Origin of the sequence: Flavobacterium reichenbachii, from assembly GCF_002217435.1 — a bacterium.
Taxonomy (GTDB): Bacteria; Bacteroidota; Bacteroidia; order Flavobacteriales; family Flavobacteriaceae; genus Flavobacterium; species Flavobacterium reichenbachii.
Window position 1 is genome coordinate 58,052 of record NZ_MUHF01000012.1, and the last position, 21,974, is coordinate 80,025.

The window sequence follows — 21,974 nt, forward strand, 5'->3', positions numbered from 1 at the left end:
AAGTAAAGAACAAAAAAAAACAGCTCAATAACCACAAAGAGCTGTTTCTAAAACTTTAAAAGTTTTTAAACTTACTAACTATCTAACCTCACTTTATACTGTATTACAAGTATAAACTCTTTTAGCGAACTGCTTCGCTTATATTTTTATTAAAGTACAACTGCTTTTCTTGATAAAACAGAAGTATCTCCTTTTACTGTGATTTCGTATTTTACTTTTTTGTTGTTGTCATCAACTTCCAAGAAATAAGTTCCTGTTGGAAATTCTTCTAAGCTGAAAGTTCTTAAGATTCCGTCTTTACCAGATGCGTTTTCAAAATAAAGTAAATCTCCATTTGCAGCATAAATACTTAAACTTGCTTTTTGAGTCTGATTTAAAGCAAACGTAATATATCTTCCGTTTCCTTTTAATACATGAAGATTAAAATCATCTTTACCATCAATTGCATAAGTACTCATTCCTGATAAAAGCACTGCACATACTAAACTTAATTTTATAATCTTTTTCATAATTCTCAATGTTTAAATTTTTAGTTCATTTCTCTGATGTAAAATTACTTCAGCAGCTGCTTTTTTTGCACAACTCAATTTTCCAATTTATATGCTATATTCTCATTTACGAAACCGTTATAGGTTAAAATTTGAATTATATTCGATGTTTGTGTTAATTCAGTTACTATTTTTTAATGATTTGTTTAAATTAAGAATTACTAAAATCTTCATTATTTCTTACAAAATGAGAGATCTTTATAAAAAAGATGGTTAAAATGCGATATCAGAAAAAATAATCGATAAAAAATACGGGTCGTCCAAAAAAGGATCAGTTTCATGAAGATGTGACAAGCTAATTTTTTTAATTTTGATGTGAAATTCTCATTAACGAAACCGATGTAGGTTAAAGTTTGAATTATTTTAGGTAATTTTGTTAAATTTGCTATTATTTTTTAAAGATTTTATCATGAAGACATTAGCCCCAGCTCTTGAAGTGATAACTAACTCATACGGAAGTTCTTTTACCTACACAAAACACGCCGAAAAGACCAATAGCAAAGCTCATTTATGGCATTATCATCCAGAGATTGAGTTGGTCTTTATTAATGGCGGGGCAGGAAAAAGACAAATAGGAAGCCATGTTTCTTATTATACGAATGGAAGTCTATTACTCATTGGCTCAAATTTGCCGCATTGTGGTTTTACGAATGAAGATACTGGAAACATAAATGAAACCGTTATTCATATTAAACCAGAATTTTTAGGCAATGACTTTTTTGCGGTGCCGGAAATGAAAAAGATTCAAAGTATTTTGAGTCAGTCAAAAGGCGGAATTGCTTTTGGTGGTGAAACTAAAAAGCGTATTGGAAAGAAAATCGAAATGATGGAAGATCAGCTTCCGTTTGAACGTCTGCTTTCGCTCTTAAGTATTTTGAACGAATTAGAATCTTCTGAAGAATATACTATTTTAAACGCCGACGGATTTTCGTTAGAATTGCAGACGCAGGATAATGACAGAATTAATGTAGTTTTTAATTATGTAAAAGATCATTTTCAGGAATCTATTGCTTTAGACGAAGTTTCGAGTCTTGTTAGTATGACTACGCCGTCTTTCTGTCGTTATTTTAAGAAAATTTCCAATAAAACCTTTACCGAATTTGTAAACGAATATCGTTTGGTGCATGCTTCAAAACTTTTGGCCGAAAAAGCGATAAGTATAAATGAAGTATGTTACGAAAGCGGGTTTAATAATTTCAGCCACTTTAGTAAATCATTTAAGCAGTATACCGGTAAAAGTGCTTCTCAGTACAGGCATGAACATAAGATTATTATAAAATAGGAATAATCCTTAAATTTATATGTTATGTTTGGTTTTATTGATTATTTTTAATCCCTAAAATAAACTAAACCCAAAATATCTATGAATTTTATAAGAACTTCTCTTCTGGTTCTTTCTATCGCTGCTTTGACTGGCTGTAGTAAAAAAGAAACAAATTTTCCTGATCCTTTAATCACCAATCGTGACACAACAATTAACCCAGCCGAAGACTTTTTTAAGTATGCAAATAATGGCTGGTTCAAGAAAAATCCAATTAAAAAATCTGAAAGCAGTAATGGAATCTGGAGAACAATTCAAGATACAATTGATTCTCAGATAAATCAAATCTGCCAAAAATCTGCAAAAGAACAAGATGCAGCCAAAGGAAGCAATAAGCAGAAAATTGGCGATTTTTATGCTTCAGGATTGGATACAGTAACTATAAATAAAGCTGGAATTAAACCTCTTGATACAGAATTGAAAAAAATTCAGGCCATAAATGATATTCCTTCCCTAAATAAATCTATCGCATATTTACAAACAGTTAGTGCAGCTCCGGCATTTTCATTTTATGTATATCAGGACAGTAAAAAAAGTTCTGAGTACGCTATGTATTTCTATCAGGGCGGACTAGGTCTTGGAGAAAGGGATTATTATTTTGATAACGAGGAAAGAAATGTCAATATAAGAAAAGAATACGTGAAGCATGTTGCGGCGATGATGAAGTTAACGGGTGAAAATGACGAAGCAGCAGTAAAAAATGCTGCTCTGATCATGAAACTGGAAACTGATCTGGCATCTTCTTCGAGAAAACTGGAAGATCTTAGAGATCCTGCTAAGAACTACAATAAAATGACCGTTGCACAATTTAATGCAATGACACCTAATATAGATTGGAAAGCTGTTTTGCCAATTTTAGGAATTCCAAAAGGCGATTCTTTAATTGTAGCCCAGCCAGAATTTTTTAAAAATCTGAATACATTATTAAAAAAATATTCTATTGAAGAATGGAAAACCTATTTAAAGTGGACGCTTGTTAATACCTATGCTTCTTCTTTGAGTAAAGACTTTGAAAAACAGGATTTTTACTTTTTTAGTACTGTTATGAATGGTGTTAAAGAGCAAAAACCAAGATGGAAAAGAACAGTTAAGCAAACAGATAATTTGTTAGGAAATTTAATTGGTCAGGTATATGTAGCCGAATATCTGCCAAAAGGCTCTAAAGAAAAATTGCTTGAAATTGGAAACAATGTTAAAGATGTTTATGCATTGCACATCAAAAAACTGGATTGGATGAGCGAAGCTACTAAGAAAAAGGCATTGCAAAAGCTTAACAAAATTGTGATGAAAGTGGGATATCCGGATAAATGGAAAGATATGAGTGCACTTTCAATTGACAGAAAAACCTACTGCGCAAATGTAATGAATGCCAATATCTGGCATTATAATGATATGGTTCTTAAGTTTGGTCAAAAAGTAGATAAAACAGAATGGAGTATTTATCCTCAGACTTACAATGCTTATTACAGTCCAAATAATAACGAGATTGTAGTTCCTGCTTGTAATGTTATTGTTCCTGGTTTTGAAGGAAGACTGCCGGACGATGCTGTTTTATACGGAATTATAGGAGGATCAACTTTTGGTCATGAAATTACGCACGGTTTTGATGATCAGGGAAGTAAATATGATGAAAATGGAAACTTAAGAGATTGGTGGACAGCTGATGATCTGAAAAAATTTAAAGAAAAAACAAAAGCAGTAGTTGCTCAATATAATAATTTTGAGATTGCTGGTAAACATATAAATGGTGAAGCCACACAAGGAGAAAATATTGCCGATTTGGGTGGTGTAGTAGTTGGTTTTGATGCTTTTAAGAAAACAGAACAGTATAAAAAACACGAAAAAATCAGCGGACTGACTCCAGAACAGCGTTATTTTCTTTCGTATGCTTATGCCTGGATGATCAATAGAACAGACGAATCTAATTTAAGGTCGATTATGACAGATGTACATTCGCCAGCTAAATTTAGAGTAAATGGCCCATTGACTAATATGCCTGAGTTTTATAAAGCATTTAATGTAAAACCAAGTGATAAAATGTTTGTGCCAAAAGACAAACAAGTAGTAATCTGGTAAGATATTTAAGTTAAAAGTAAATCCGGCTGGCAAAAAACCAGTCGGATTTTTCATATAATATATTTTGAAAAGTTATATTTACAATCCTTAATCGAAAAAAAATAAATATGAAAAACTTTAAGATTTTAGTTTTCGCATTCTTTTTATGCATTTCAGCAATGTCATATGCGGCGAAAGTAGATACTTTACAAGTTGCGAGTACAGCTATGGGCAAAACCTACAAAGCCGCAGTTGTTTTACCTAATTCCTATACAAAAAGCAAAGGGGCCTTTCCGGTAATGTATTTACTGCACGGTGCGTACGGCCACTTTAGTGATTGGCTGAAAAATACTCCAAACAAAAAATTAGTTCAGACTTTATCAGATCAATATAATATTATAATAGTTATGCCGGAGGGAGAAACTTTTAGTTTTTATATAGATAGTCCGGTAAACAAAGAAAGTCAGTTTGAGACCTTTATCACACAGGAAGTTATTCAGAAAGTAGATAAAACATATAAAACCATAAGCAATAGAAACGGCAGAGTAATTACAGGGCTTTCTATGGGCGGACATGGAGCGCTTTATCTTTCGGCCAGACATCCCGATTTGTTTTGTGCTGCAGGAAGTATGAGCGGTGCCGTAGATATGAGTGCTATGCTAAATCGAGATTCGTCTGCGCAGATCGTAAAATTGATGCAGCCCGTATTTGGCGATAAAAGCGGCAGCACCGAAATGTACGAACAACACGCTGTTTTAGGAATGCTGGACAAACTCAAAGCCAACAAATTGCCCCTAATTATAGATTGCGGTGTTGATGATTTTCTTATAGAGCCCAACAGAGAACTTCACAGAAGATTAGTTTACAGTAAGGTAGATCATGACTATACAGAGCGTCCCGGCGCACATACTTGGGATTATTGGGAAAATTCGCTGCCGTACCACGTATTATTTTTTAACAAAATATTGCTTAAAAATCAGGCAGTTGTTAAAAAATAATAAAAAAAATAAGTTTAAAATAGTCCAATTACTTTTTTTGGTTTGATTTTTGGAATACCTTTATATATAGTACAAACCTTAAAAAAAATATTATGAAAAAGATATTATCACTTTTTGCCATTGTCGGCTTAATTGTTTTCTCTAGTTGTGAAGGACCAGAAGGACCTCCGGGAGAAGATGGTACTAATGTTCTGGGAGCTGTTTATGAAAATATAGCGCCAAATTATTATAATTTTACATCTCCTAATTATAGTGTTAGATTTACTTTTCCAACTCGAATCTACGATTCGGATGTAGTTTTAGTTTACCGTTTTGGCGGAGTGGATTCATCAAATAGACCAGTTTGGCAAGCTTTGCCAGAAACTTACTTCTTTGATGATGGAACTAGAGATTTTTCTTTAAAATATGTTTTCACATATAATTATGTAGATATTTATTTGGATGGAAACGATCGTGCAACTGTTCCAGCTGATTATAGAGTAAATCAGATTTTTAGAATTGTAGTAGTTCCGGCTGATTTTGCTTCTAAAGTAAATAAAAATAGTTACTTAGACGTGATTACTAAATTGAATATTAAAGAAAGTGAAGTTCAGAAAATTAATTTCTAATTCATCTTTAATAAAAGCATAAAAAAAGGAAATCGTAAGATTTCCTTTTTTTATATATGAATGTTTCTAAAACTTATTCTTCGCTTGAATCAGTAAGTTCTTTTTCCTTTCCAAATTTCAAAGAAACTAATACACCAACTAAAAGAGAAAGTGCAATAAATCCTAACGATGCCCATTCTGGAATATGAATCCATTCGTGTAAAAGCATTTTTAAACCTACAAAGGCTAAAATTGCAACTAAGCTGTATTCTAAATAACTGAATTTTTCCAGCATATTAGCTAAGAAAAAGTACATAGAACGTAAACCAAGAATGGCAAATATATTAGAACTGAATACTAAAAACGGATCAGAAGTAATGGCAAGAATTGCGGGAACGCTGTCTACAGCAAAAAGCACGTCCATAACTTCAATTACAATCAAAGCAACAAACAAAGGCGTTGCAGCTCTTTTTGCTGTTTTGGTAGAAATAAAAAATTTCTCATGATCCATTTCGGCTGTAATCGGAATAATTTTTCCCAATGTTTTATATACAAAAGAATTCTTAGGTTCAAAATCATCATCTTCTCCCGAGAATAACATTTTTATTGCAGTAAAAAGAAGGAAAAGTCCAAACACATAAGTGGTCCATGCAAATTTATTAATCAGCATTACACCAAAGAAAATCATCAACCCGCGAAAAATTACTGCGCCTAAAATTCCCCAGAATAAAACTCTGTGCTGGTATTTTTGCGGAATTTTGAAAGAAGCAAAAATAATAGCAATTACAAAGATATTATCAACACTTAAAGACAACTCGATTAAATAACCGGTAATAAACTTCATAGAAGCTACTGCTGGTTTTAGATTGTCAGGATTTGCAATATAATCTGTAGTGTAAAGCCAATAAATTACTCCAGAAAAAAGAAAGGATAAAGTAACCCAGATAAGCGTCCATTTGCTTGCTTCTTTAGTGCTGATGATATGAGGGTTTTTATTAAAAACTCCCAAATCCAAAGCAAGAATAAAAACTACGGCTAATAAAAATAAAATCCAGACGATCATGATACAATTTTTTAGTGATTTACAAAGATAGGTTTTGGATTTAGACTTAAAAATTTATTTCTAAAATTAAATAGCCTTTTTCTAAAAAAAAAAGTAAGTCTTTTTATTATTAAAATTAAGAAAAAATACGGCTTGATATAAATAAAAAAAGTGCCAACAGTTAAGTTGGCACTTTTAGGATATAATTTAAGCTTTGAATTATAGCGCTGATTTTACAGTTTTGATAATTCTAGCAGCAATTTTGTATGGATCTCCGTTTGAAGCTGGTCTTCTGTCTTCTAACCAACCTTTCCATCCTTTTTGAACAGTCATTAAAGGAATTCTGATAGAACATCCTCTGTCTGAAACTCCATAAGAGAAATCGTGAATAGAAGCAGTTTCGTGTTTACCAGTTAAACGTTGGTCATTGTAAGCTCCGTAAACTGCAATATGCTCAGCAGTAACAGGACGGAAAGCTTCACAGATTCTTTCGTAAGTAGCCTGGTCTCCGCATGTTCTTAAAATCTCGTTAGAGAAGTTAGCATGCATTCCAGAACCATTCCAGTCTGTATCTCCTAGAGGTTTTGGGTGATATTCAATATAGTAACCATATTTTTCAGTCAAACGATCTAATAAGTAACGAGCAACCCAAATTTCGTCTCCGGCTTTTTTAGCACCTTTAGCGAATAATTGGAATTCCCATTGTCCGCAGGCAACCTCTTGGTTAATACCTTCAAAGTTAATTCCGGCAGCGATACATAAATCAGCATGTTCTTCTACTAATTTTCTTCCGTGAGTGTTTTTTCCACCAACAGAACAGTAGTACATACCTTGTGGAGCAGGATAACCTCCAACAGGGAAACCTAATGGCAATAAAGTTTTAGTATCCATGATGAAATACTCTTGTTCGAAACCAAACCAAAAATCATCATTATCATCATCAATTGTAGCTCTACCGTTAGATGGGTGTGGAGTTCCGTCAGCATACATAACTTCAGACATTACTAAATATCCATTGATACGAGTTGGATCTGGGTAAATAGCAACAGGAACCAAAAGACAATCAGAAGATCCGCCTTCCGCTTGTTTAGTTGACGAACCATCAAATGACCAGTTTCCAAGCTCTTCTAGTGTTCCTTTGAAATTTTCATGCTCTTCAACTTTAGTTTTACTTCTAAGATTTTGAGTTGGTTCATATCCATCTAACCAAATGTACTCTAACTTAATTTTAGCCATAATAATATAAATTAATTTTTTTGTTTTTTTTCGTTGGGTCAAATATAGATTTATTTTTTCAGCCTTAAAAATTAGGGGGCTATTTTGTTTACGGATGTATAATTTTTTAGATAAGTGTAATTTTCATGGGGGTATGTTTTAAAAAAAGCAAATTTTAACACCCTAAAAAAATAAATTCGTAATAAACACGGTACTTTTTTGAATTTCATGGTTAAGAAATTATGAAAAAATGTTTATTTAATCGATATTGCTGTGGGAATTTGTTATATTTTTTTGCTTTCAATTCATTATTCTTCGAAAAAAGCTTCTTCTGTTGAAAAATCGTCGAGGAAATTTGTGCTATTTATATTCAAAACAGGCTTTTTTATTGTTTATATTTGTTCCTCATTTTTTTAGTGAAAACTATTACGAATTTTAAATTTACATACAATGTCAACATTACGTTTCCAAGCTCTAAAAGAAGCTTCTACAAGAAAGCCTGTGCATTTTGAAGAAATCGATAGAAAATCAAATCTTTTTGGTTTAAATGTGTTTAATGAAAAAGCGATGAAGCAGTATTTGACTTCTGATGCTTTTAAGGGAGTAAGAGACGCCATTCAGCACGGAACTAAGATAGAAAGAAAACTGGCAGATTATATTGCTATGGGAATGAAAGAATGGGCTTTAGCAAAAGGTGTTACACATTATACACACTGGTTTCAGCCTTTGACAGGGACAACTGCCGAAAAACACGATGCTTTTTTTGAAACATCTTATGACGGAAGCGATCCTGTAGAAAAATTTGGAGGCGCACAATTAGTGCAGCAAGAACCAGATGCATCAAGTTTTCCGAATGGAGGAATCAGAAATACATTCGAAGCCAGAGGTTACACAGCTTGGGACCCAACTTCTCCTGCTTTTATATACGGTACAACACTTTGTATTCCGACTGTATTTATTGCGTACACTGGAGAGGCTTTAGACAATAAAATTCCGTTATTGAGAGCTTTATCAGCTATGGATGAAGCTGCAACAGAAGTATGTAAATATTTTGACAAAAATGTAAAAAAAGTTACTGCGACTTTGGGCTGGGAACAAGAGTATTTCTTAATAGATAAAGCTTTGGCTAATTCTCGTCCGGATTTAATGATGACAGGAAGAACATTATTAGGACATACTTCTGCAAAAGGACAGCAGTTAGACGATCATTATTTTGGATCTATTCCGACTCGCGCCCTTACTTATATGAGAGATTTAGAGCAGGAATGTATGTTGTTGGGAATTCCGGTAAAAACCCGTCATAACGAAGTAGCGCCAAATCAATTTGAATTGGCACCAATTTTTGAAGAAACAAATCTGGCTGTAGATCATAATTCTTTATTAATGGATGTAATGCAAAGAGTTGCAGAACGACATGATTTTAAAGTTTTATTTCACGAAAAGCCATTCAAAGGTGTAAACGGTTCAGGAAAACACAATAACTGGTCATTGGCAACAGATACCGGAGTTAATTTGTTGAGTCCGAGTAAAACACCAATGAGTAATTTGCAATTTTTAACTTTCTTTATTAATACTATAAAAGCGGTTAATGATTACGAAACCTTGTTAAGAGCTTCTATCGCGACAGCAAGCAACGATCATAGATTGGGTGCGAATGAAGCGCCGCCGGCAATTATTTCAGTCTTTATCGGAGCACAACTGACTAAGGTTTTGTCTGAATTAGAAAGTGTTACCACAGGAAAACTTTCGCCAGAAGAAAAGACAGATTTAAAACTAAACGTTGTGGGTAAAATTCCAGATGTACTTTTGGATAATACAGACAGAAACAGAACATCGCCTTTTGCTTTTACAGGAAATAAATTTGAGTTTAGAGCAGTAGGATCCAATGCAAACTGCTCAAATGCCATGACTACTTTGAATGCTATTGTAGCAAAACAATTAAAAGACTTTAAAATAGAAGTCGATAATTTAATTGACTCCAAAGACATGAAGAAAGACGATGCAATCTTCAATGTTTTGAGAGAATATATTAAGCAGTCTAAAAAGATTCTTTTTGAAGGAGACGGCTACAGTGATGCATGGGAAAAAGAAGCAGCAAAAAGAGGTTTGAGTAATTTTAAAACTACGCCGGAAGCGATAAAAGCCAAAGTTTCTAAACAGGCATTAGAGTTATTTGCCGAATTAGGAATTTTTAATCATGTTGAAGCTGAAGCGCGTTACGAAATTGAATTAGAAGAATATACCAAAAAGATCCAAATTGAAGGAAGGGTTTTAGGAGATATTGCCAGAAATCATGTAATCCCGACGGCAATTCGTTATCAAAATACTTTAATTGAAAATGTAAAAGGTCTAAAAGAGATCTTCGGAAAAGAATTTGAAACCATTGCAAAAGAGCAGATTGTTTTAATTAAAGAAATTTCAGGTCATATAGAAGGAATTAATTCTAAGGTATTAGCCATGACAGACGAAAGAAGAACAGCCAATCATCTGACAGATGCTCAAAAAATGGCAGAAGCGTACTGCAACAAAGTAAAACCTTATTTTGAAGACATTCGTAATCATTGCGACAAACTAGAATTATTAGTAGACGACGAGAGCTGGACACTTACTAAATACAGAGAACTGTTATTTACTAAATAATTTTTTTGCCACGAATTGCACAAATTTTTACAAATTCTATTTTTAATTTTCTAAATAGTCATGAACAAAAATCATCCTCAAAGGATGATTTTTGCTTTATAAAAATTTGTGCTGATTTGTGTAATTTGTGGTAAATAATTCTACACAATCCCTTAATCCATAAAATAATTTTAATTAGTGAAAATTAGTGCAATTCGTGGCAAAAACTTTTTCACAATCAATATAAGGAATCATTCAAAGAATTAAAAAAAGGGATTATCTTTGCACCACATCAACACAAACTAATTTTCATGAGTTCAGATTCTAGCAAAAGGTACGCACAAAGAGGTGTTTCGGCATCAAAAGAAGACGTACACAACGCCATAAAAAATATCGATAAAGGTTTATTTCCGCAGGCATTCTGTAAAATTGTTCCTGATTATTTAACTCAGGATTCTGATTACTGCTTAATTATGCACGCAGACGGCGCAGGTACAAAATCGTCTTTGGCGTATATGTATTGGAAAGAAACTGGCGATATTTCGGTTTGGAAAGGAATTGCTCAGGATGCTTTAATCATGAATATCGACGATTTATTATGTGTTGGAGCAACAGATAACATTTTACTTTCTTCAACGATTGGGAGAAATAAAAATTTAATTCCTGCAGAAGTTATTTCGGCAATTATCAACGGAACAGAAGAATTAATCAACGAATTAAAATCTTTTGGCGTAACGATTCATTCCACTGGCGGAGAAACTGCAGATGTTGGAGATGTTGTTCGTACTATTATTGTAGATTCTACTGTAACAGCTCGTATGAAACGTTCTAAAGTAGTAGATAATGCAAATATTAAAGCTGGTGATGTAATTGTTGGTTTGGCTTCTTTTGGTCAGGCTTCTTATGAAAAAGGCTATAATGGCGGAATGGGAAGTAACGGACTTACTTCTGCGCGTCATGATGTTTTCGGAAAATATTTAGCTAAAAAATATCCAGAAAGTTACGATGCTCTTGTACCGGAAGAATTGATTTATTCTGGACAGGTAAATTTAACCGATGAGGTTGAAAACAGCCCGATAAACGCGGGTCAATTGGTACTTTCTCCAACCAGAACGTATGCGCCGATTATCAAGAAAATTTTAGATACGTACACACCAGACGAAATTCACGGAATGGTGCATTGCAGTGGAGGAGCGCAGACTAAAATTTTACATTTCGTTAAAGACTTACACGTTATAAAAGACAATTTGTTTCCTGTGCCGCCTTTGTTTAAGTTAATTCAGGAACAGTCAAAAACAGATTGGAAAGAAATGTATCAGGTTTTTAACTGTGGGCATAGAATGGAAATTTATGTTCCGGAGAATATTGCACAGGATATTATTGAAATTTCAAAGTCATTTAATGTTGATGCACAAATTGTGGGTAGAGTAGAAGCTTCAGATTCAAAAAAGCTTACTATTACCAGCGAATACGGAACATTTCAATATTAAATAAAATTAACCATATAAGTGATATAAGTTCATTTAATTTCTAATCTTTAATATGAACTTATATCACTTATATGGTTTAAAATACTTATACTATGTACGAATTACTTTTTTGGAGATATTTAGAAGAAATTTACCTGAACAATCAGGAGGTTTACGAAGCCCTTGTTGAAAAAGAAGAGGTTGATGGTCTGGCTGTTCTTCAAATTGAAGTAATCGTAAATAGAATCAATTCTGTTTTCTCAGAATGGGAAAGAGTCGACGAAAACAGCTGGAAAAATCCAAAAGGGAAAGGCGCATTTCAGGTAACTACAACAACTCAAAGTGTAAAAATTGACTGCTACGGAACAGAAGGAAAAACCATGAATAAATTGGTCGATGTGATGGAAGAATTCAAATGCCCTTTATATGATCCGCAAGTTCCTCAGCGTTACGATGAAATGAATGAGTAAAATTAATTAACAATTAACAATTAACAATTGATAATTCACAATTAATTTTATCCGTCTGTCAATAAAAGATTTTGTTCTTTGCGTAATTTTACAATTAAGAGATCAAGATATACTTGTATTTTTTCAGGTAATAAATTCAAGTTTTGGTCTTTCTTAAAACTTCTGCAATGATCTAAATCACACTCAACAGCGCGTATTGCATATTTTTTGTTATTATGTAGTGTAATAATTTTTACGCGTCTTATTTCTCCATATTCTGTTCTGGTTCCATACACAATTACTGGATCAATAAATCCATCGCCGTCAAGATCTTTGGTACTGCAGTATTTTGTCCAGAACCAAATGGTAGTTTCCTTCGGAATATAATCTTCGAGAAAATCATTAATTCTCCATTTTTCCAAAAATCCTCCATGATCATTCATCACACAAATTGCTTGAATCTTAGTGTTTAAAGTATCTTTTTTTGAAATTATTTTTTTATTTTCAGTTAAAATTAAATCATAAACGCCACCTTTATCGCTGTATTCAAAAGCTTTGTAAATAGGAAAATCAGAAACTTCGTTAAGCTCTCTCTGTATTATTTGTTCTTTTGTTAATCTGTAACTTTCAACTTTCTGAGAAAAACCAAATATTGAAGTAATTAAAAACAGGAACAAAAATATTTTTTTCATGAGGCTTTTATTTTTAGAATTTCAAAGATATTCAAATGTATTTAGTTTAAAATTTAAATTTATTGTAATTTTCTAAAATAAAAAGTAATTAAATATTTTCATCAATATGCTGCAAAAAACTGATTTTCGTTTTGTGATTAGAATGCTGCTATTTGTCTTTACAATTAGTATAAATGCGCAGAAAAAGGCTGGCGAACTTAAAAATCTTATTCAATATGTTGATCCGATGATTGGAACAGCAAAAATGGGACACACGTATCCGGGAGCAACAGTTCCGTTTGGAAGCGTTCAGTTAAGTCCGGAAACGGATACAATTGCGTACGGATTAAACGGAAAATATAACGGCGAAGTGTATAAATATTGTGCCGGTTATCAATATGAAGATAAAACAATTGTTGGGTTCAGTCATACCCATTTCAGCGGAACCGGACATTCTGATTTAGGTGATTTTCTGATCATGCCGACAACCGGAAAATTACAATTAAATCCCGGAACAGCATCAAAACCATTATCAGGTTATCGTTCAGCATTTTCTCATTCGACAGAAAAAGCAGAACCGGCTTATTACAGCGTACTTCTGGAAGATCATAACATTAAAGCTGAATTGACTGCGACGACTAGAGTAGGAATGCATCAATATACTTTTCCTAAATCTGATGACGCGCATATTATTCTGGATTTAACTTCTGGAATTTATAACTATGATAAAAAAAATGTTTGGACATTTGTTCGTGTTGAAAACGATACTTTAATTACTGGTTATCGCCAGACCAACGGCTGGGCAAGAACGAGAACAGTTTATTTTGCAATGTCTTTTAGCAAACCAATTAAAAGTTACGGACAGGCTCAACTGGAAAAAAGTGTTTACAGAGGTTTTTGGGGAAGATTTGATCAAACCAAAAACTTTCCGGAAATGGCTGGTCAAAACTTAAAATTGTTTTTTGATTTTGATACAAAAGAAGGCGAGAAAATCAAAATTAAAATGGCTTTATCGCCAGTAAGTTCAGCTGGTGCATTAGAAAACATGAAAAAAGAAATCCCGAATTGGGATTTTGAAAGTGTAAAAAAACAAAGTCAGGAAATTTGGAATAAAGAATTGAATAAAATCCAGATTGAAACGATTCAAAAAGAAGATCTGGTTAATTTTTATACCGCAATGTATCATTCCTTTCTTGGCCCGACAGAATACATGGATTTAGATAAAAATTACAAAGGTTTGGATATGAATGTTCATAAAGCCGAGAACTTTACAAATTACACCAGTTACTCGCTTTGGGATACTTACAGAGCTTTGCATCCGTTGTTTAATATTGTGCAGCCGAAAAGAAATGCAGATATGGTGAGTTCTATGCTGGCACATTCCGATCAGAGTGTGCATAAAATGCTTCCTGTCTGGTCGCATTATGCTAATGAAAACTGGTGTATGATTGGGTATCATTCGGTTTCAGTGGTTGCAGATGCGATTGTAAAAGGGAATATTAATTTTGATGCCGAAAAAGCGCTTCAGGCGTGTGTTAATACGGCAAAAGTGCCTTATTATGACGGATTAGAATATTATATGAAAATGGGTTATGTTCCTGAAGATAAAAACGGATCTTCCGTTTCTAAAACTTTAGAATATGCCTATGACGATTGGGCAATTGCTCAGGCTGCAAAGAAATTAGGTAAAACGGATATTTATAATGAATTCACAGAAAGATCCAAAAATTATAAAAACGTTTACGATCAAAAAACAGGATTCATGCGTCCTAAATTAAACGACGGAACTTTTAAGAAAGAATTTGATCCGTTAGACACGCACGGACAAGGTTTTATTGAAGGGAATTCGTGGAATTACAGTTTGTATGTCCCACAAGACCCGGCTGAAATGATAAAAATGATGGGAGGGAATGAAAAATTTAATGTTCGGCTGGATTCTTTATTTAATATGCATCTTCCGGATAAATATTTTGAAAATACAGAAGATATTACCAGAGAAGGAATCATTGGAAATTATGTTCATGGAAACGAGCCTTCTCACCACGTTGTTTATTTATACAATTGGACCAATTCACCTTGGAAAGCACAAGACAAAATCAGAATGATTTTGAAAAAAATGTACCGCAACGGAGCAGACGGTTTAGGAGGAAATGATGATTTCGGACAAATGAGCGCCTGGTATATTTTCAGCAGTTTAGGTTTTTATCCAGTTGCGCCGTGTTCTGATGAATATGCTCTAGGAAGTCCATTGATTAAAAAAGCGGTTTTTAACCTAGAAAACGGAAAAAACTTTGAAGTTGAAACCGTTAATCAATCCGATAAAAATGTATTTGTGAGTAAAGTTTTATTGAACGGAAAAGAACTCTCCAGACCTTTCTTAAAACATTCAGATATTATAAATGGCGGAAAAATTACGTTTTATATGAGTTCTAAACCTAATAAGAAGAATTATTCGAATTGATGAGCTAAACCTAACAGGTTTCTAAAACCTGTTAGGTTTCTTTTACCACCCTGAACGAATTCTCTGGACACTAGGCCTGACATGAGTACAAAATTAAATTCGAGAAAATTTGTGTAATTCGTGGCGGAACAACAAAAAACTTCACGAAATTTGCATTTCAATTAAAGAAAATCAAATATGAAAATAAATTTAAAATCAGGAATCGATAAATTGCTTTTCGGAATGAAGCAAAACGATGTAACGGCTGCTTTAGGAAAACCTGATAAAAACTATAAAGACGAAGATGATAATGTTATTTTTGTTTATAATGCTCATAAAATCAGATTGACTTTTTATCAGGAAGAAGACTTGAAATTAGGTTATCTGGTAGCTTCGAGCAATGATCTTGAAGTTTTTGGTTTCAAATTAATCGGAAGAAAAATTACAGACGTAAAGAAAGATCTGGCTACTAAAGGAATTACAAAATACAATCAGGAAACTTTTGATACTTTTGAAAATTATTTCAATGAAGACAATTGGTTTATTCTGCAAACCGAATTTGATGAGGTGGTAAAGTTTGAGGTTGGCGCAATAATCAACGACAAAGACGAATTTGACTGGAAATTCCCCGTTAAGAAATAAACAAAAAAACCGACAATCACTTGTCGGTTTTTTTATGATAATATTAAAAAAGAATTTACCCTTTTAACCAGGCATTTTTAAGTTTCTCTTTAGAAGCGTCTGTAGCTTTAAATGTTTCAGCCTCTTCAAAAGGTAATTTTACAGTACCTTTTATAGTTTCTTCTTTACCAGCACGTTTTATTTTAACTGTGATAGGATCATTTTCTTTCCAGTTTTCACTTTCTCCAATTAAATCATAAATATTATCTAGAGAATAAGATTTATTATTTACTGCTAAAATTTTATCACCACCTTTTAAATTTAAGTTTTTGAAAAATTCATTTGGTTCAATATCCGAACGAACAGCAATTTCTTTAGTTTGTTTGTCAATAGAAATATAAGGAGTTTGTCCCTTTAAGAAAACCTGACCTGGTTTTTTCTCTTTTGCTTTAGTTACTCCAACTTTAGCTAAATAAAAATCATAAGGAATTGGAGTTGTTCCCGCTACATATTTAGTCAAAAATTCTCCTACTTCAGGATACGTCAACTGTGTTATTTTAGCAAAAAGTTCGTTGTCGTTAAATGGTTTTTCAATACCATATTCATTAGATAATTTATGCATCAAATCAAGAATTCCTCTTTCTCCGTTGCTTTTTTCTCTAATAATGATATCAACGCACATGCCTATTAAAGCTCCTTTTTGGTACACATTTAAGTATTGGTCTTTGTAAGGCTGTTCTAAAACATTGGCACTCATTTTAGTAAATGACATTGTATCGTCTAAACTTTTAGACTGTTCGATTTTATCAGCGATACGAGTATAGAATTCATCTTCATTTATCAAACCTTGGTTAATTTGGAAAAGGTTTGCAAAATATTCTGTTACACCTTCATACATCCATAAATGCTCAGACATTTTTGGTGCGTTATAATCAAAATACTGAATTTCTTTTGAGTGAACAGTCAAAGGCGTTACAATATGGAAGAATTCGTGCGAAACAACATCTTTCATAGATTCAACCAATTTTTCTTTAGGCATAGACTCTGGTAATACCACAGTTGTAGCGGTAGGATGTTCTAATGCTCCAAAACCGTGTGCATCATCTTTGGCCATACTTGACAAATACAATAAAACAGTATATTTTTTAGTAGAATTTACTTTTCCTAAAAAGTTTTTCTGCGCTGTCATCATCGTTTTCATCTCTGGAGTAATACTTTCGGCAGTATATTTTCCGGTTGGAGAATACACAGCAATTAAAATATCCATTCCATTTACGTTAAATGTTGTGTAATCTGGTTTAGAATACATAATAGGATTTTCAACCAAAACAGCATAACGAGGAGTAGTAAATACATCACTTGTTTTGCTGGCATCTTCATCTGTCATAGAAGTAGCTCCCCAAAGCGTTTCCGGGTGTGTAATGGTAACTTTGTATGGAACGTCTAATTTGTCTTTAAAATACCCTACAAATCCATGTGTATTAACCATAAAGTTTACTCCTGCATTAATATTAGTTCCTGCTGGAGAAAATATATCGTCATTACCAAAACCAGTTCCTTTTTCAGTATCAAAAGTATCTCCCGTTAAATAGGTGATTTTTGTCAGTGCCTTAGCATTTGCAATAGACCATGAATTATCGTCGATTCTTTTTACTGTTAATGCATTTCCTTTTGCATCAAAAGCTTTAAAATCATCTGAATATTTACCATAATTGTCTGTAGAGTATGTCCCGGGAACTGTTTTCGGAATACTGTAAATAACTTCGTCTGTTTTTATTGCGGGAGGAGTTACAGTAACGAGTACTTTATCATCTTTTACATCAGTAAGATTAATATTTACTTCTACTACATTGCTTTTAGTAGTTCCAGTTCCAGTTTTACAGCTCCAAAACGTTACCGCCAGAGCTAAGGTGTAAACTATTTTTTTCATTTATTAATGTTTAATTATTTCTATTTGACTCTTGAAAATTCAAAAAGTTACATGAAGTTAATGATATAATTACACAAAAGTGAAAATATAAAAAAAAACTCCTGTTTTTCAGGAGTTTTTTTTAGTCTAGTTTATTTTTTATATAATATTTGCCATCCAAATCTTCATCAAAATCATCAATTTTGACTGGTTTTGGTTTTGGTTTATTTGCAAGAGCCTTTTTTTTCCACATTTCAAACTTTTCAAGTGGCATTTTCTTTTTCAAGATCTCCAATACTTCTTTTTCTGCCAATCCAAATTCTTTCTTTATGATTTCAAATGGATTTCTTTCTTCTAAAGCCAGCGAAACAAGTTTTTCGGTTTGTTCCCAATTTAATTCTTTGCGGTTACTCTTTTTCATCTCGTGAAAATTAATTCAAAAATAGGGGTTAATGATTAATAGATTGATTTTCAATTTCTGTTTCAATATTAATAAAAAAAATAATTACTTGGTTCGATCATCCATGTTTTTTTTAGTGATTTTCGGTATTTTTTGCAGATCTTGATTTTTGAAACGGAATTTGCAGTAATTTTTTTAATTTATTGTTTTCTTCCGGCAGCATATGAGTATCTACTCCATATATTAATTTGTCTTTTGAAAGCGTCGTAAATGTACCGAAAAGACGGTCCCAAACCGAAAAAATATTTCCATAATTGCTATCTGTGTAAGGTAAAACATAATGATGATGCACTTTATGCATATTTGGAGAAACGATAAAGTAACTAAGGAAAACATCCAGTTTATTAGGGAGTGAAATGTTGGCGTGATTAAATTGTGAAGCTATAACCGATAGCGATTGATATAAAAACACCATCCACATTGGGCTTCCTACAATTAAAACACCTAAAGTGGTAAATATAAAACGCATTACACTTTCGCCGGGATGATGTCTGTTGGCAGTTGTTGTATCTATCCAGGTATCTGTATGGTGGATAAGATGAAACCGCCATAAAAATTTTACTTTGTGCTGAATAAAATGAACTAAATAAGCGCCAATCAGATCTAACAAAAGTAATCCGATGATTGTATAAAGCCAAATAGGAAGTTTTGGAATCCATTGCAATATTCCAAAATGATTTTCGGTTGTCCAGCTTGCAGTTTTAATTAAAATGAAGGCAAGAATAAAATTGACAATTATTGTAGTAAAAGTAAGAAAGAAATTTATTCCTGCATGATGCCATTTTCTATATTGCATCAGAAAAAACGGAAAACTATTTTCTATCAGCCAGAAAATAGTTATTCCTCCAACCAAAATTAAACTTCGATGCGAAGAAGGAATTGTACTAAAATATGAAATGATCTCATTCATAATTAAATAAAATTTTTACTCAAATTTAATTAAATTGATGAAATATTATATATTATTTTGTTGAATTTGTAAAATTGGGTGTTAGTTTTTATATATTTTTTACTGTGTACAAAAAAAGAGAAGAAGTAATTAAACTTTTTCTCTTTTTATTTTCAGAAGTTACTGTTTACTATTTTTTTATAAGACTGATGACAAATAATAAGATCCATCCGCCTCCTGCAGCAATAATAATCTGCCACAATAAACTGCCTCCGCCAATACCAAGATTTCCGGCAATCCAACCGCCAAAGATTGCACCAATTATACCAACAATTATATTACCAATTAAACCAAAGCCAGCGCCTTTCCATAATTGTCCAGCCAGCCATCCTGAAATTGCCCCAATAAGTAAAAAATATAAAAATGCCATAATTTTATTTTTTAAAGTTTATTAATCTAAGGTTTGGGGATTATTTTTAGCCTCGGCATGATTTTGTAATAAATTCTTATAGATAAATCCGCCTAAGATTGCGCCCAAAATAGGAGCGACCCAAAATAACCATACCTGCGCTAATTGATCACTGCCAGCAAAAATAGCCTGAGATAAAGATCGTGCAGGATTTACAGATGTGTTGGTAATTGGAATACTGATTAAGTGAATAACAGTCAATGTAAGACCAATAACGATTCCACAGAAATTACTATTAGCAAATTTATCTGTGGCTCCCAAGATAATTAAGACAAAGAATAATGTCAATACAAATTCAGCAATAAAGGCAGATTGCAAAGAATATCCGTCTGGAGAAAAGGGACCATATCCATTAGAAGCAAAAGCTCCCGCTTTGGCACTATCAATGACAAAACCAGCTTTTCCTGATGCTATGGTATAAAGAGTTCCGGCAGCTGCAACCGCTCCAACGCATTGCGCTATAATGTATGGTACAAGATCTTTTACAGGAAATTTACCTCCAGCCCAAAGACCAAAAGATACTGCGGGATTAAAGTGGCCGCCGGATATATGTCCCACGGCGTAAGCCATTGCAAGTACAGTAAGACCAAAAGCAAGTGCTACGCCTGCAAATCCAATGCCTAATCCAGGATATCCTGCTGCAAAGATGGCACTGCCGCAACCGCCAAAAACCAGCCAATAAGTTCCGAAGAACTCAGCAAATAATTTTTTCATAGTAAATAATTTTAATTAATATCTGATTGTTAAAGGGTATATAGGTATGCCCATAGAATCAATACAATTTGTAAGGGCAAACGTACTAATAAAATAATTTTTAACAAAGAAAATTTACCTTTTTTCTTACAATACATGTTCCAGTTTGCAGGAAATACAGCAATTAATAAAGCTATAATTCCCCATGCACCAATGACGGTTGTAAGTGGAAAGATCAGGAGAATGCCTAAAATAATTTCGGCAGCTCCACTTAAAATATTTAATAATTGAGGATTGGGCAGATAAGACGGAATGATTCTGACGTACATTCCTGGATTTTTAAAATGATTAATACCAGCACATATATAAAGAAAAGCCATTAAATATAAGTGCCAGGGTAAATTCATGATAGTATAGTTTGTAACGAATTTATAAAAAAATCGGCAATTATCGTTACAGTACAGTTTTTTTAACGCTGCAAAGAGCGGTCTACTTTTTGCGGTTAAAATTTACGTTCATAATAATTATGGCAAGAATAATTAATACGATTCCAACCCATTGTGTAAAGATTACTTTTTCGTTCAATAAAACGTAAGCCATCATCACAGAAACGGGAAGTTCAAGAGCAGAAACAATGCTTCCTAATCCGATTCCGGTTAAAGGAAAACCTGCATTCATTAATAGGGGAGGAATAATGGTTCCGAAAAGTGATAATACAATTCCCCATTTCATAAAAATTTCCAGGTTAAATGGAGTTACTTGTGTTGCAAATGCAAACGAAAAAACAATTACAGCACCACCCAAAAGCATATATAAACTACGCTGTGCAGAAGATATTTCTGTTGCGACGCGATTAGCAGTAAACATGGTTGTAGTAAAAGATGCTGCAGCCATAATTCCCCAAGCAAGCCCGCGCCAATCCAGGTTGATTTCATTATTTAAAATGTTTGTTGCCAATACAGTTCCTATAAGTACAATAAAAACAGCAATTACTTTTTGTTTTGACGGCAGTTTCTTTTCTAAAATCATTTCAAGCAAAACACCCATCCAGACAGTCTGCATCAACAAAACAATACCTATAGAAACCGGGATATATTTTACAGCCAGATAATAGAATAAACTTGTCATTCCGAGAGAAGTTCCGGCAGTCATTAAGCTGACAATATTTTTTGTAGAAGCTTTTACAACATTATTTTTATTCTTAACTTTTTGAAATGCATTAATAAGCAGAATTCCAATAATTCCTAATATAAATTGAGCAGTAGTAACTTCTGCAGTTGTATATCCCTCTGAGTAAGCAATTTTTACAAAAGTGGCCAACATCCCGTAAGTTGTAGCACCAAGTGCAACTAAAAATACTCCTTTTAATACATTATTCTGTAACATCTTATTATTGTTTATTTTAAAAAATCAAGCCGGCAAAGGTAAGTTATTTTGTTTAGGATTTAATATAAAATCGCCAAAAACCTTATTATTGCTTTAATGTGAAGCTTGAAATTTTAAACGAAATTGCAGATTT

The 21,974-nt window shown here is 33.0% G+C and carries 20 protein-coding genes; 9 read left to right on the top strand and 11 right to left on the bottom strand.

From position 1 onward, the window contains the following. Positions 1 to 149: 149 nt before the first annotated feature. Positions 150 to 509 carry a T9SS type A sorting domain-containing protein gene (locus tag B0A68_RS11710; RefSeq protein ID WP_035684116.1) on the bottom strand — a complete coding sequence of 120 codons (360 nt, stop codon included), beginning with the start codon at positions 507 to 509 and terminating at the stop codon, positions 150 to 152. A gap of 448 nt (positions 510 to 957) precedes the next feature. On the opposite strand from B0A68_RS11710, the gene B0A68_RS11715 reads away from it, so the two are divergent. The 4 genes from B0A68_RS11715 to B0A68_RS11730 all read left to right on the top strand — a co-directional run bounded on the left by B0A68_RS11715 (position 958) and on the right by B0A68_RS11730 (position 5,530). Further along, a complete protein-coding gene (locus B0A68_RS11715) occupies positions 958 to 1,830 on the top strand; it encodes an AraC family transcriptional regulator (RefSeq protein ID WP_035684113.1) in 873 nt (290 codons plus the stop codon). An 81-nt stretch (positions 1,831 to 1,911) separates the two neighbouring features. Beyond that, a complete protein-coding gene (locus B0A68_RS11720) occupies positions 1,912 to 3,945 on the top strand; it encodes a M13 family metallopeptidase (RefSeq protein ID WP_035684110.1) in 2,034 nt (677 codons plus the stop codon). A 107-nt stretch (positions 3,946 to 4,052) separates the two neighbouring features. Beyond that, positions 4,053 to 4,922: an alpha/beta hydrolase gene (locus tag B0A68_RS11725; RefSeq protein WP_035684107.1), complete on the top strand. Its 870-nt coding sequence runs from the start codon at positions 4,053 to 4,055 to the stop codon at positions 4,920 to 4,922. A 92-nt stretch (positions 4,923 to 5,014) separates the two neighbouring features. Then, the gene (locus B0A68_RS11730) at positions 5,015 to 5,530 is read left to right on the top strand and encodes a hypothetical protein (RefSeq protein WP_035684104.1); all 516 of its coding nucleotides are present in this window, start codon (positions 5,015 to 5,017) and stop codon (positions 5,528 to 5,530) included. Between the two features lie 73 nt (positions 5,531 to 5,603). On the opposite strand, the gene B0A68_RS11735 is transcribed toward B0A68_RS11730, so the two are convergent. After that, positions 5,604 to 6,572, bottom strand: a complete 969-nt coding sequence (locus B0A68_RS11735) for a TerC family protein (RefSeq protein ID WP_035684101.1) — start codon at positions 6,570 to 6,572, stop codon at positions 5,604 to 5,606. 198 nt (positions 6,573 to 6,770) lie between these two features. After that, positions 6,771 to 7,787: a glutamine synthetase beta-grasp domain-containing protein gene (locus B0A68_RS11740; protein ID WP_035688072.1), complete on the bottom strand. Its 1,017-nt coding sequence runs from the start codon at positions 7,785 to 7,787 to the stop codon at positions 6,771 to 6,773. A gap of 429 nt (positions 7,788 to 8,216) precedes the next feature. Between B0A68_RS11740 and B0A68_RS11745 the strand changes: the two genes are divergently transcribed. The 3 genes from B0A68_RS11745 (at position 8,217) to B0A68_RS11755 (ending at position 12,324) form a co-directional block, all read left to right on the top strand. Beyond that, complete coding sequence (locus tag B0A68_RS11745) at positions 8,217 to 10,406, top strand: glutamine synthetase III family protein (RefSeq protein WP_035684098.1); 2,190 nt, start codon at positions 8,217 to 8,219, stop codon at positions 10,404 to 10,406. A gap of 290 nt (positions 10,407 to 10,696) precedes the next feature. Then, positions 10,697 to 11,875: an AIR synthase related protein gene (locus B0A68_RS11750; protein ID WP_035684096.1), complete on the top strand. Its 1,179-nt coding sequence runs from the start codon at positions 10,697 to 10,699 to the stop codon at positions 11,873 to 11,875. A 92-nt stretch (positions 11,876 to 11,967) separates the two neighbouring features. After that, positions 11,968 to 12,324, top strand: a complete 357-nt coding sequence (locus tag B0A68_RS11755; RefSeq protein WP_035684095.1) for a hypothetical protein — start codon at positions 11,968 to 11,970, stop codon at positions 12,322 to 12,324. 47 nt (positions 12,325 to 12,371) lie between these two features. Here the strand turns inward: B0A68_RS11755 and B0A68_RS11760 are convergent, their stop codons facing one another. After that, complete coding sequence (locus tag B0A68_RS11760; protein ID WP_035684093.1) at positions 12,372 to 12,995, bottom strand: M949_RS01915 family surface polysaccharide biosynthesis protein; 624 nt, start codon at positions 12,993 to 12,995, stop codon at positions 12,372 to 12,374. A 142-nt stretch (positions 12,996 to 13,137) separates the two neighbouring features. On the opposite strand from B0A68_RS11760, the gene B0A68_RS11765 reads away from it, so the two are divergent. Next, a complete protein-coding gene (locus B0A68_RS11765; protein ID WP_051892786.1) occupies positions 13,138 to 15,435 on the top strand; it encodes a GH92 family glycosyl hydrolase in 2,298 nt (765 codons plus the stop codon). Between the two features lie 177 nt (positions 15,436 to 15,612). After that, entirely contained in the window at positions 15,613 to 16,056 is a 444-nt protein-coding gene (locus tag B0A68_RS11770; RefSeq protein ID WP_035684088.1) for a hypothetical protein, read from the top strand. A 55-nt stretch (positions 16,057 to 16,111) separates the two neighbouring features. Here B0A68_RS11770 and B0A68_RS11775 read toward each other — a convergent pair whose 3' ends face one another. The 7 genes from B0A68_RS11775 to B0A68_RS11805 form a co-directional block, all read right to left on the bottom strand. Beyond that, on the bottom strand, positions 16,112 to 17,965 hold the full coding sequence (locus B0A68_RS11775) for a M61 family metallopeptidase (protein WP_035684085.1): 1,854 nt from the start codon (positions 17,963 to 17,965) through the stop codon (positions 16,112 to 16,114). Positions 17,966 to 18,086: 121 nt separating this feature from the next. Then, a complete protein-coding gene (locus B0A68_RS11780) occupies positions 18,087 to 18,365 on the bottom strand; it encodes a DUF2805 domain-containing protein (RefSeq protein WP_035684082.1) in 279 nt (92 codons plus the stop codon). Positions 18,366 to 18,477: 112 nt separating this feature from the next. Beyond that, positions 18,478 to 19,314, bottom strand: coding sequence for a sterol desaturase family protein (locus B0A68_RS11785; protein ID WP_035684079.1), 837 nt, complete (start codon positions 19,312 to 19,314; stop codon positions 18,478 to 18,480). Between the two features lie 169 nt (positions 19,315 to 19,483). Continuing rightward, on the bottom strand, positions 19,484 to 19,723 hold the full coding sequence (locus B0A68_RS11790) for a GlsB/YeaQ/YmgE family stress response membrane protein (protein ID WP_035684077.1): 240 nt from the start codon (positions 19,721 to 19,723) through the stop codon (positions 19,484 to 19,486). A 21-nt stretch (positions 19,724 to 19,744) separates the two neighbouring features. Then, positions 19,745 to 20,476 carry an aquaporin Z gene (aqpZ, locus tag B0A68_RS11795; protein ID WP_035684074.1) on the bottom strand — a complete coding sequence of 244 codons (732 nt, stop codon included), beginning with the start codon at positions 20,474 to 20,476 and terminating at the stop codon, positions 19,745 to 19,747. A 29-nt stretch (positions 20,477 to 20,505) separates the two neighbouring features. After that, positions 20,506 to 20,862, bottom strand: coding sequence for a DoxX family protein (locus tag B0A68_RS11800; RefSeq protein WP_035684071.1), 357 nt, complete (start codon positions 20,860 to 20,862; stop codon positions 20,506 to 20,508). A gap of 82 nt (positions 20,863 to 20,944) precedes the next feature. Next, on the bottom strand, positions 20,945 to 21,841 hold the full coding sequence (locus B0A68_RS11805; protein WP_035684068.1) for an EamA family transporter: 897 nt from the start codon (positions 21,839 to 21,841) through the stop codon (positions 20,945 to 20,947). Positions 21,842 to 21,974: the final 133 nt, after the last annotated feature.

Excerpts from the sequence above, each read along its gene's own strand:
- B0A68_RS11755 (WP_035684095.1), top strand. The coding sequence starts at position 11,968 with ATGTACGAATTACTTTTTTGGAGATATTTAGAAGAAATTTACCTGAAC.
- B0A68_RS11745 (WP_035684098.1), top strand. The coding sequence starts at position 8,217 with ATGTCAACATTACGTTTCCAAGCTCTAAAAGAAGCTTCTACAAGAAAG.
- B0A68_RS11805 (WP_035684068.1), bottom strand. The coding sequence starts at position 21,841 with ATGTTACAGAATAATGTATTAAAAGGAGTATTTTTAGTTGCACTTGGT.
- B0A68_RS11715 (WP_035684113.1), top strand. The coding sequence starts at position 958 with ATGAAGACATTAGCCCCAGCTCTTGAAGTGATAACTAACTCATACGGA.
- B0A68_RS11760 (WP_035684093.1), bottom strand. The coding sequence starts at position 12,995 with ATGAAAAAAATATTTTTGTTCCTGTTTTTAATTACTTCAATATTTGGT.
- B0A68_RS11775 (WP_035684085.1), bottom strand. The coding sequence starts at position 17,965 with ATGAAAAAAATAGTTTACACCTTAGCTCTGGCGGTAACGTTTTGGAGC.
- B0A68_RS11800 (WP_035684071.1), bottom strand. The coding sequence starts at position 20,862 with ATGAATTTACCCTGGCACTTATATTTAATGGCTTTTCTTTATATATGT.
- B0A68_RS11750 (WP_035684096.1), top strand. The coding sequence starts at position 10,697 with ATGAGTTCAGATTCTAGCAAAAGGTACGCACAAAGAGGTGTTTCGGCA.
- B0A68_RS11790 (WP_035684077.1), bottom strand. The coding sequence starts at position 19,723 with ATGGCATTTTTATATTTTTTACTTATTGGGGCAATTTCAGGATGGCTG.
- B0A68_RS11765 (WP_051892786.1), top strand. The coding sequence starts at position 13,138 with ATGCTGCTATTTGTCTTTACAATTAGTATAAATGCGCAGAAAAAGGCT.
- B0A68_RS11785 (WP_035684079.1), bottom strand. The coding sequence starts at position 19,314 with ATGAATGAGATCATTTCATATTTTAGTACAATTCCTTCTTCGCATCGA.
- B0A68_RS11725 (WP_035684107.1), top strand. The coding sequence starts at position 4,053 with ATGAAAAACTTTAAGATTTTAGTTTTCGCATTCTTTTTATGCATTTCA.
- B0A68_RS11740 (WP_035688072.1), bottom strand. The coding sequence starts at position 7,787 with ATGGCTAAAATTAAGTTAGAGTACATTTGGTTAGATGGATATGAACCA.
- B0A68_RS11710 (WP_035684116.1), bottom strand. The coding sequence starts at position 509 with ATGAAAAAGATTATAAAATTAAGTTTAGTATGTGCAGTGCTTTTATCA.
- B0A68_RS11730 (WP_035684104.1), top strand. The coding sequence starts at position 5,015 with ATGAAAAAGATATTATCACTTTTTGCCATTGTCGGCTTAATTGTTTTC.
- B0A68_RS11735 (WP_035684101.1), bottom strand. The coding sequence starts at position 6,572 with ATGATCGTCTGGATTTTATTTTTATTAGCCGTAGTTTTTATTCTTGCT.
- B0A68_RS11780 (WP_035684082.1), bottom strand. The coding sequence starts at position 18,365 with ATGAAAAAGAGTAACCGCAAAGAATTAAATTGGGAACAAACCGAAAAA.
- B0A68_RS11770 (WP_035684088.1), top strand. The coding sequence starts at position 15,613 with ATGAAAATAAATTTAAAATCAGGAATCGATAAATTGCTTTTCGGAATG.
- B0A68_RS11720 (WP_035684110.1), top strand. The coding sequence starts at position 1,912 with ATGAATTTTATAAGAACTTCTCTTCTGGTTCTTTCTATCGCTGCTTTG.
- aqpZ (WP_035684074.1), bottom strand. The coding sequence starts at position 20,476 with ATGAAAAAATTATTTGCTGAGTTCTTCGGAACTTATTGGCTGGTTTTT.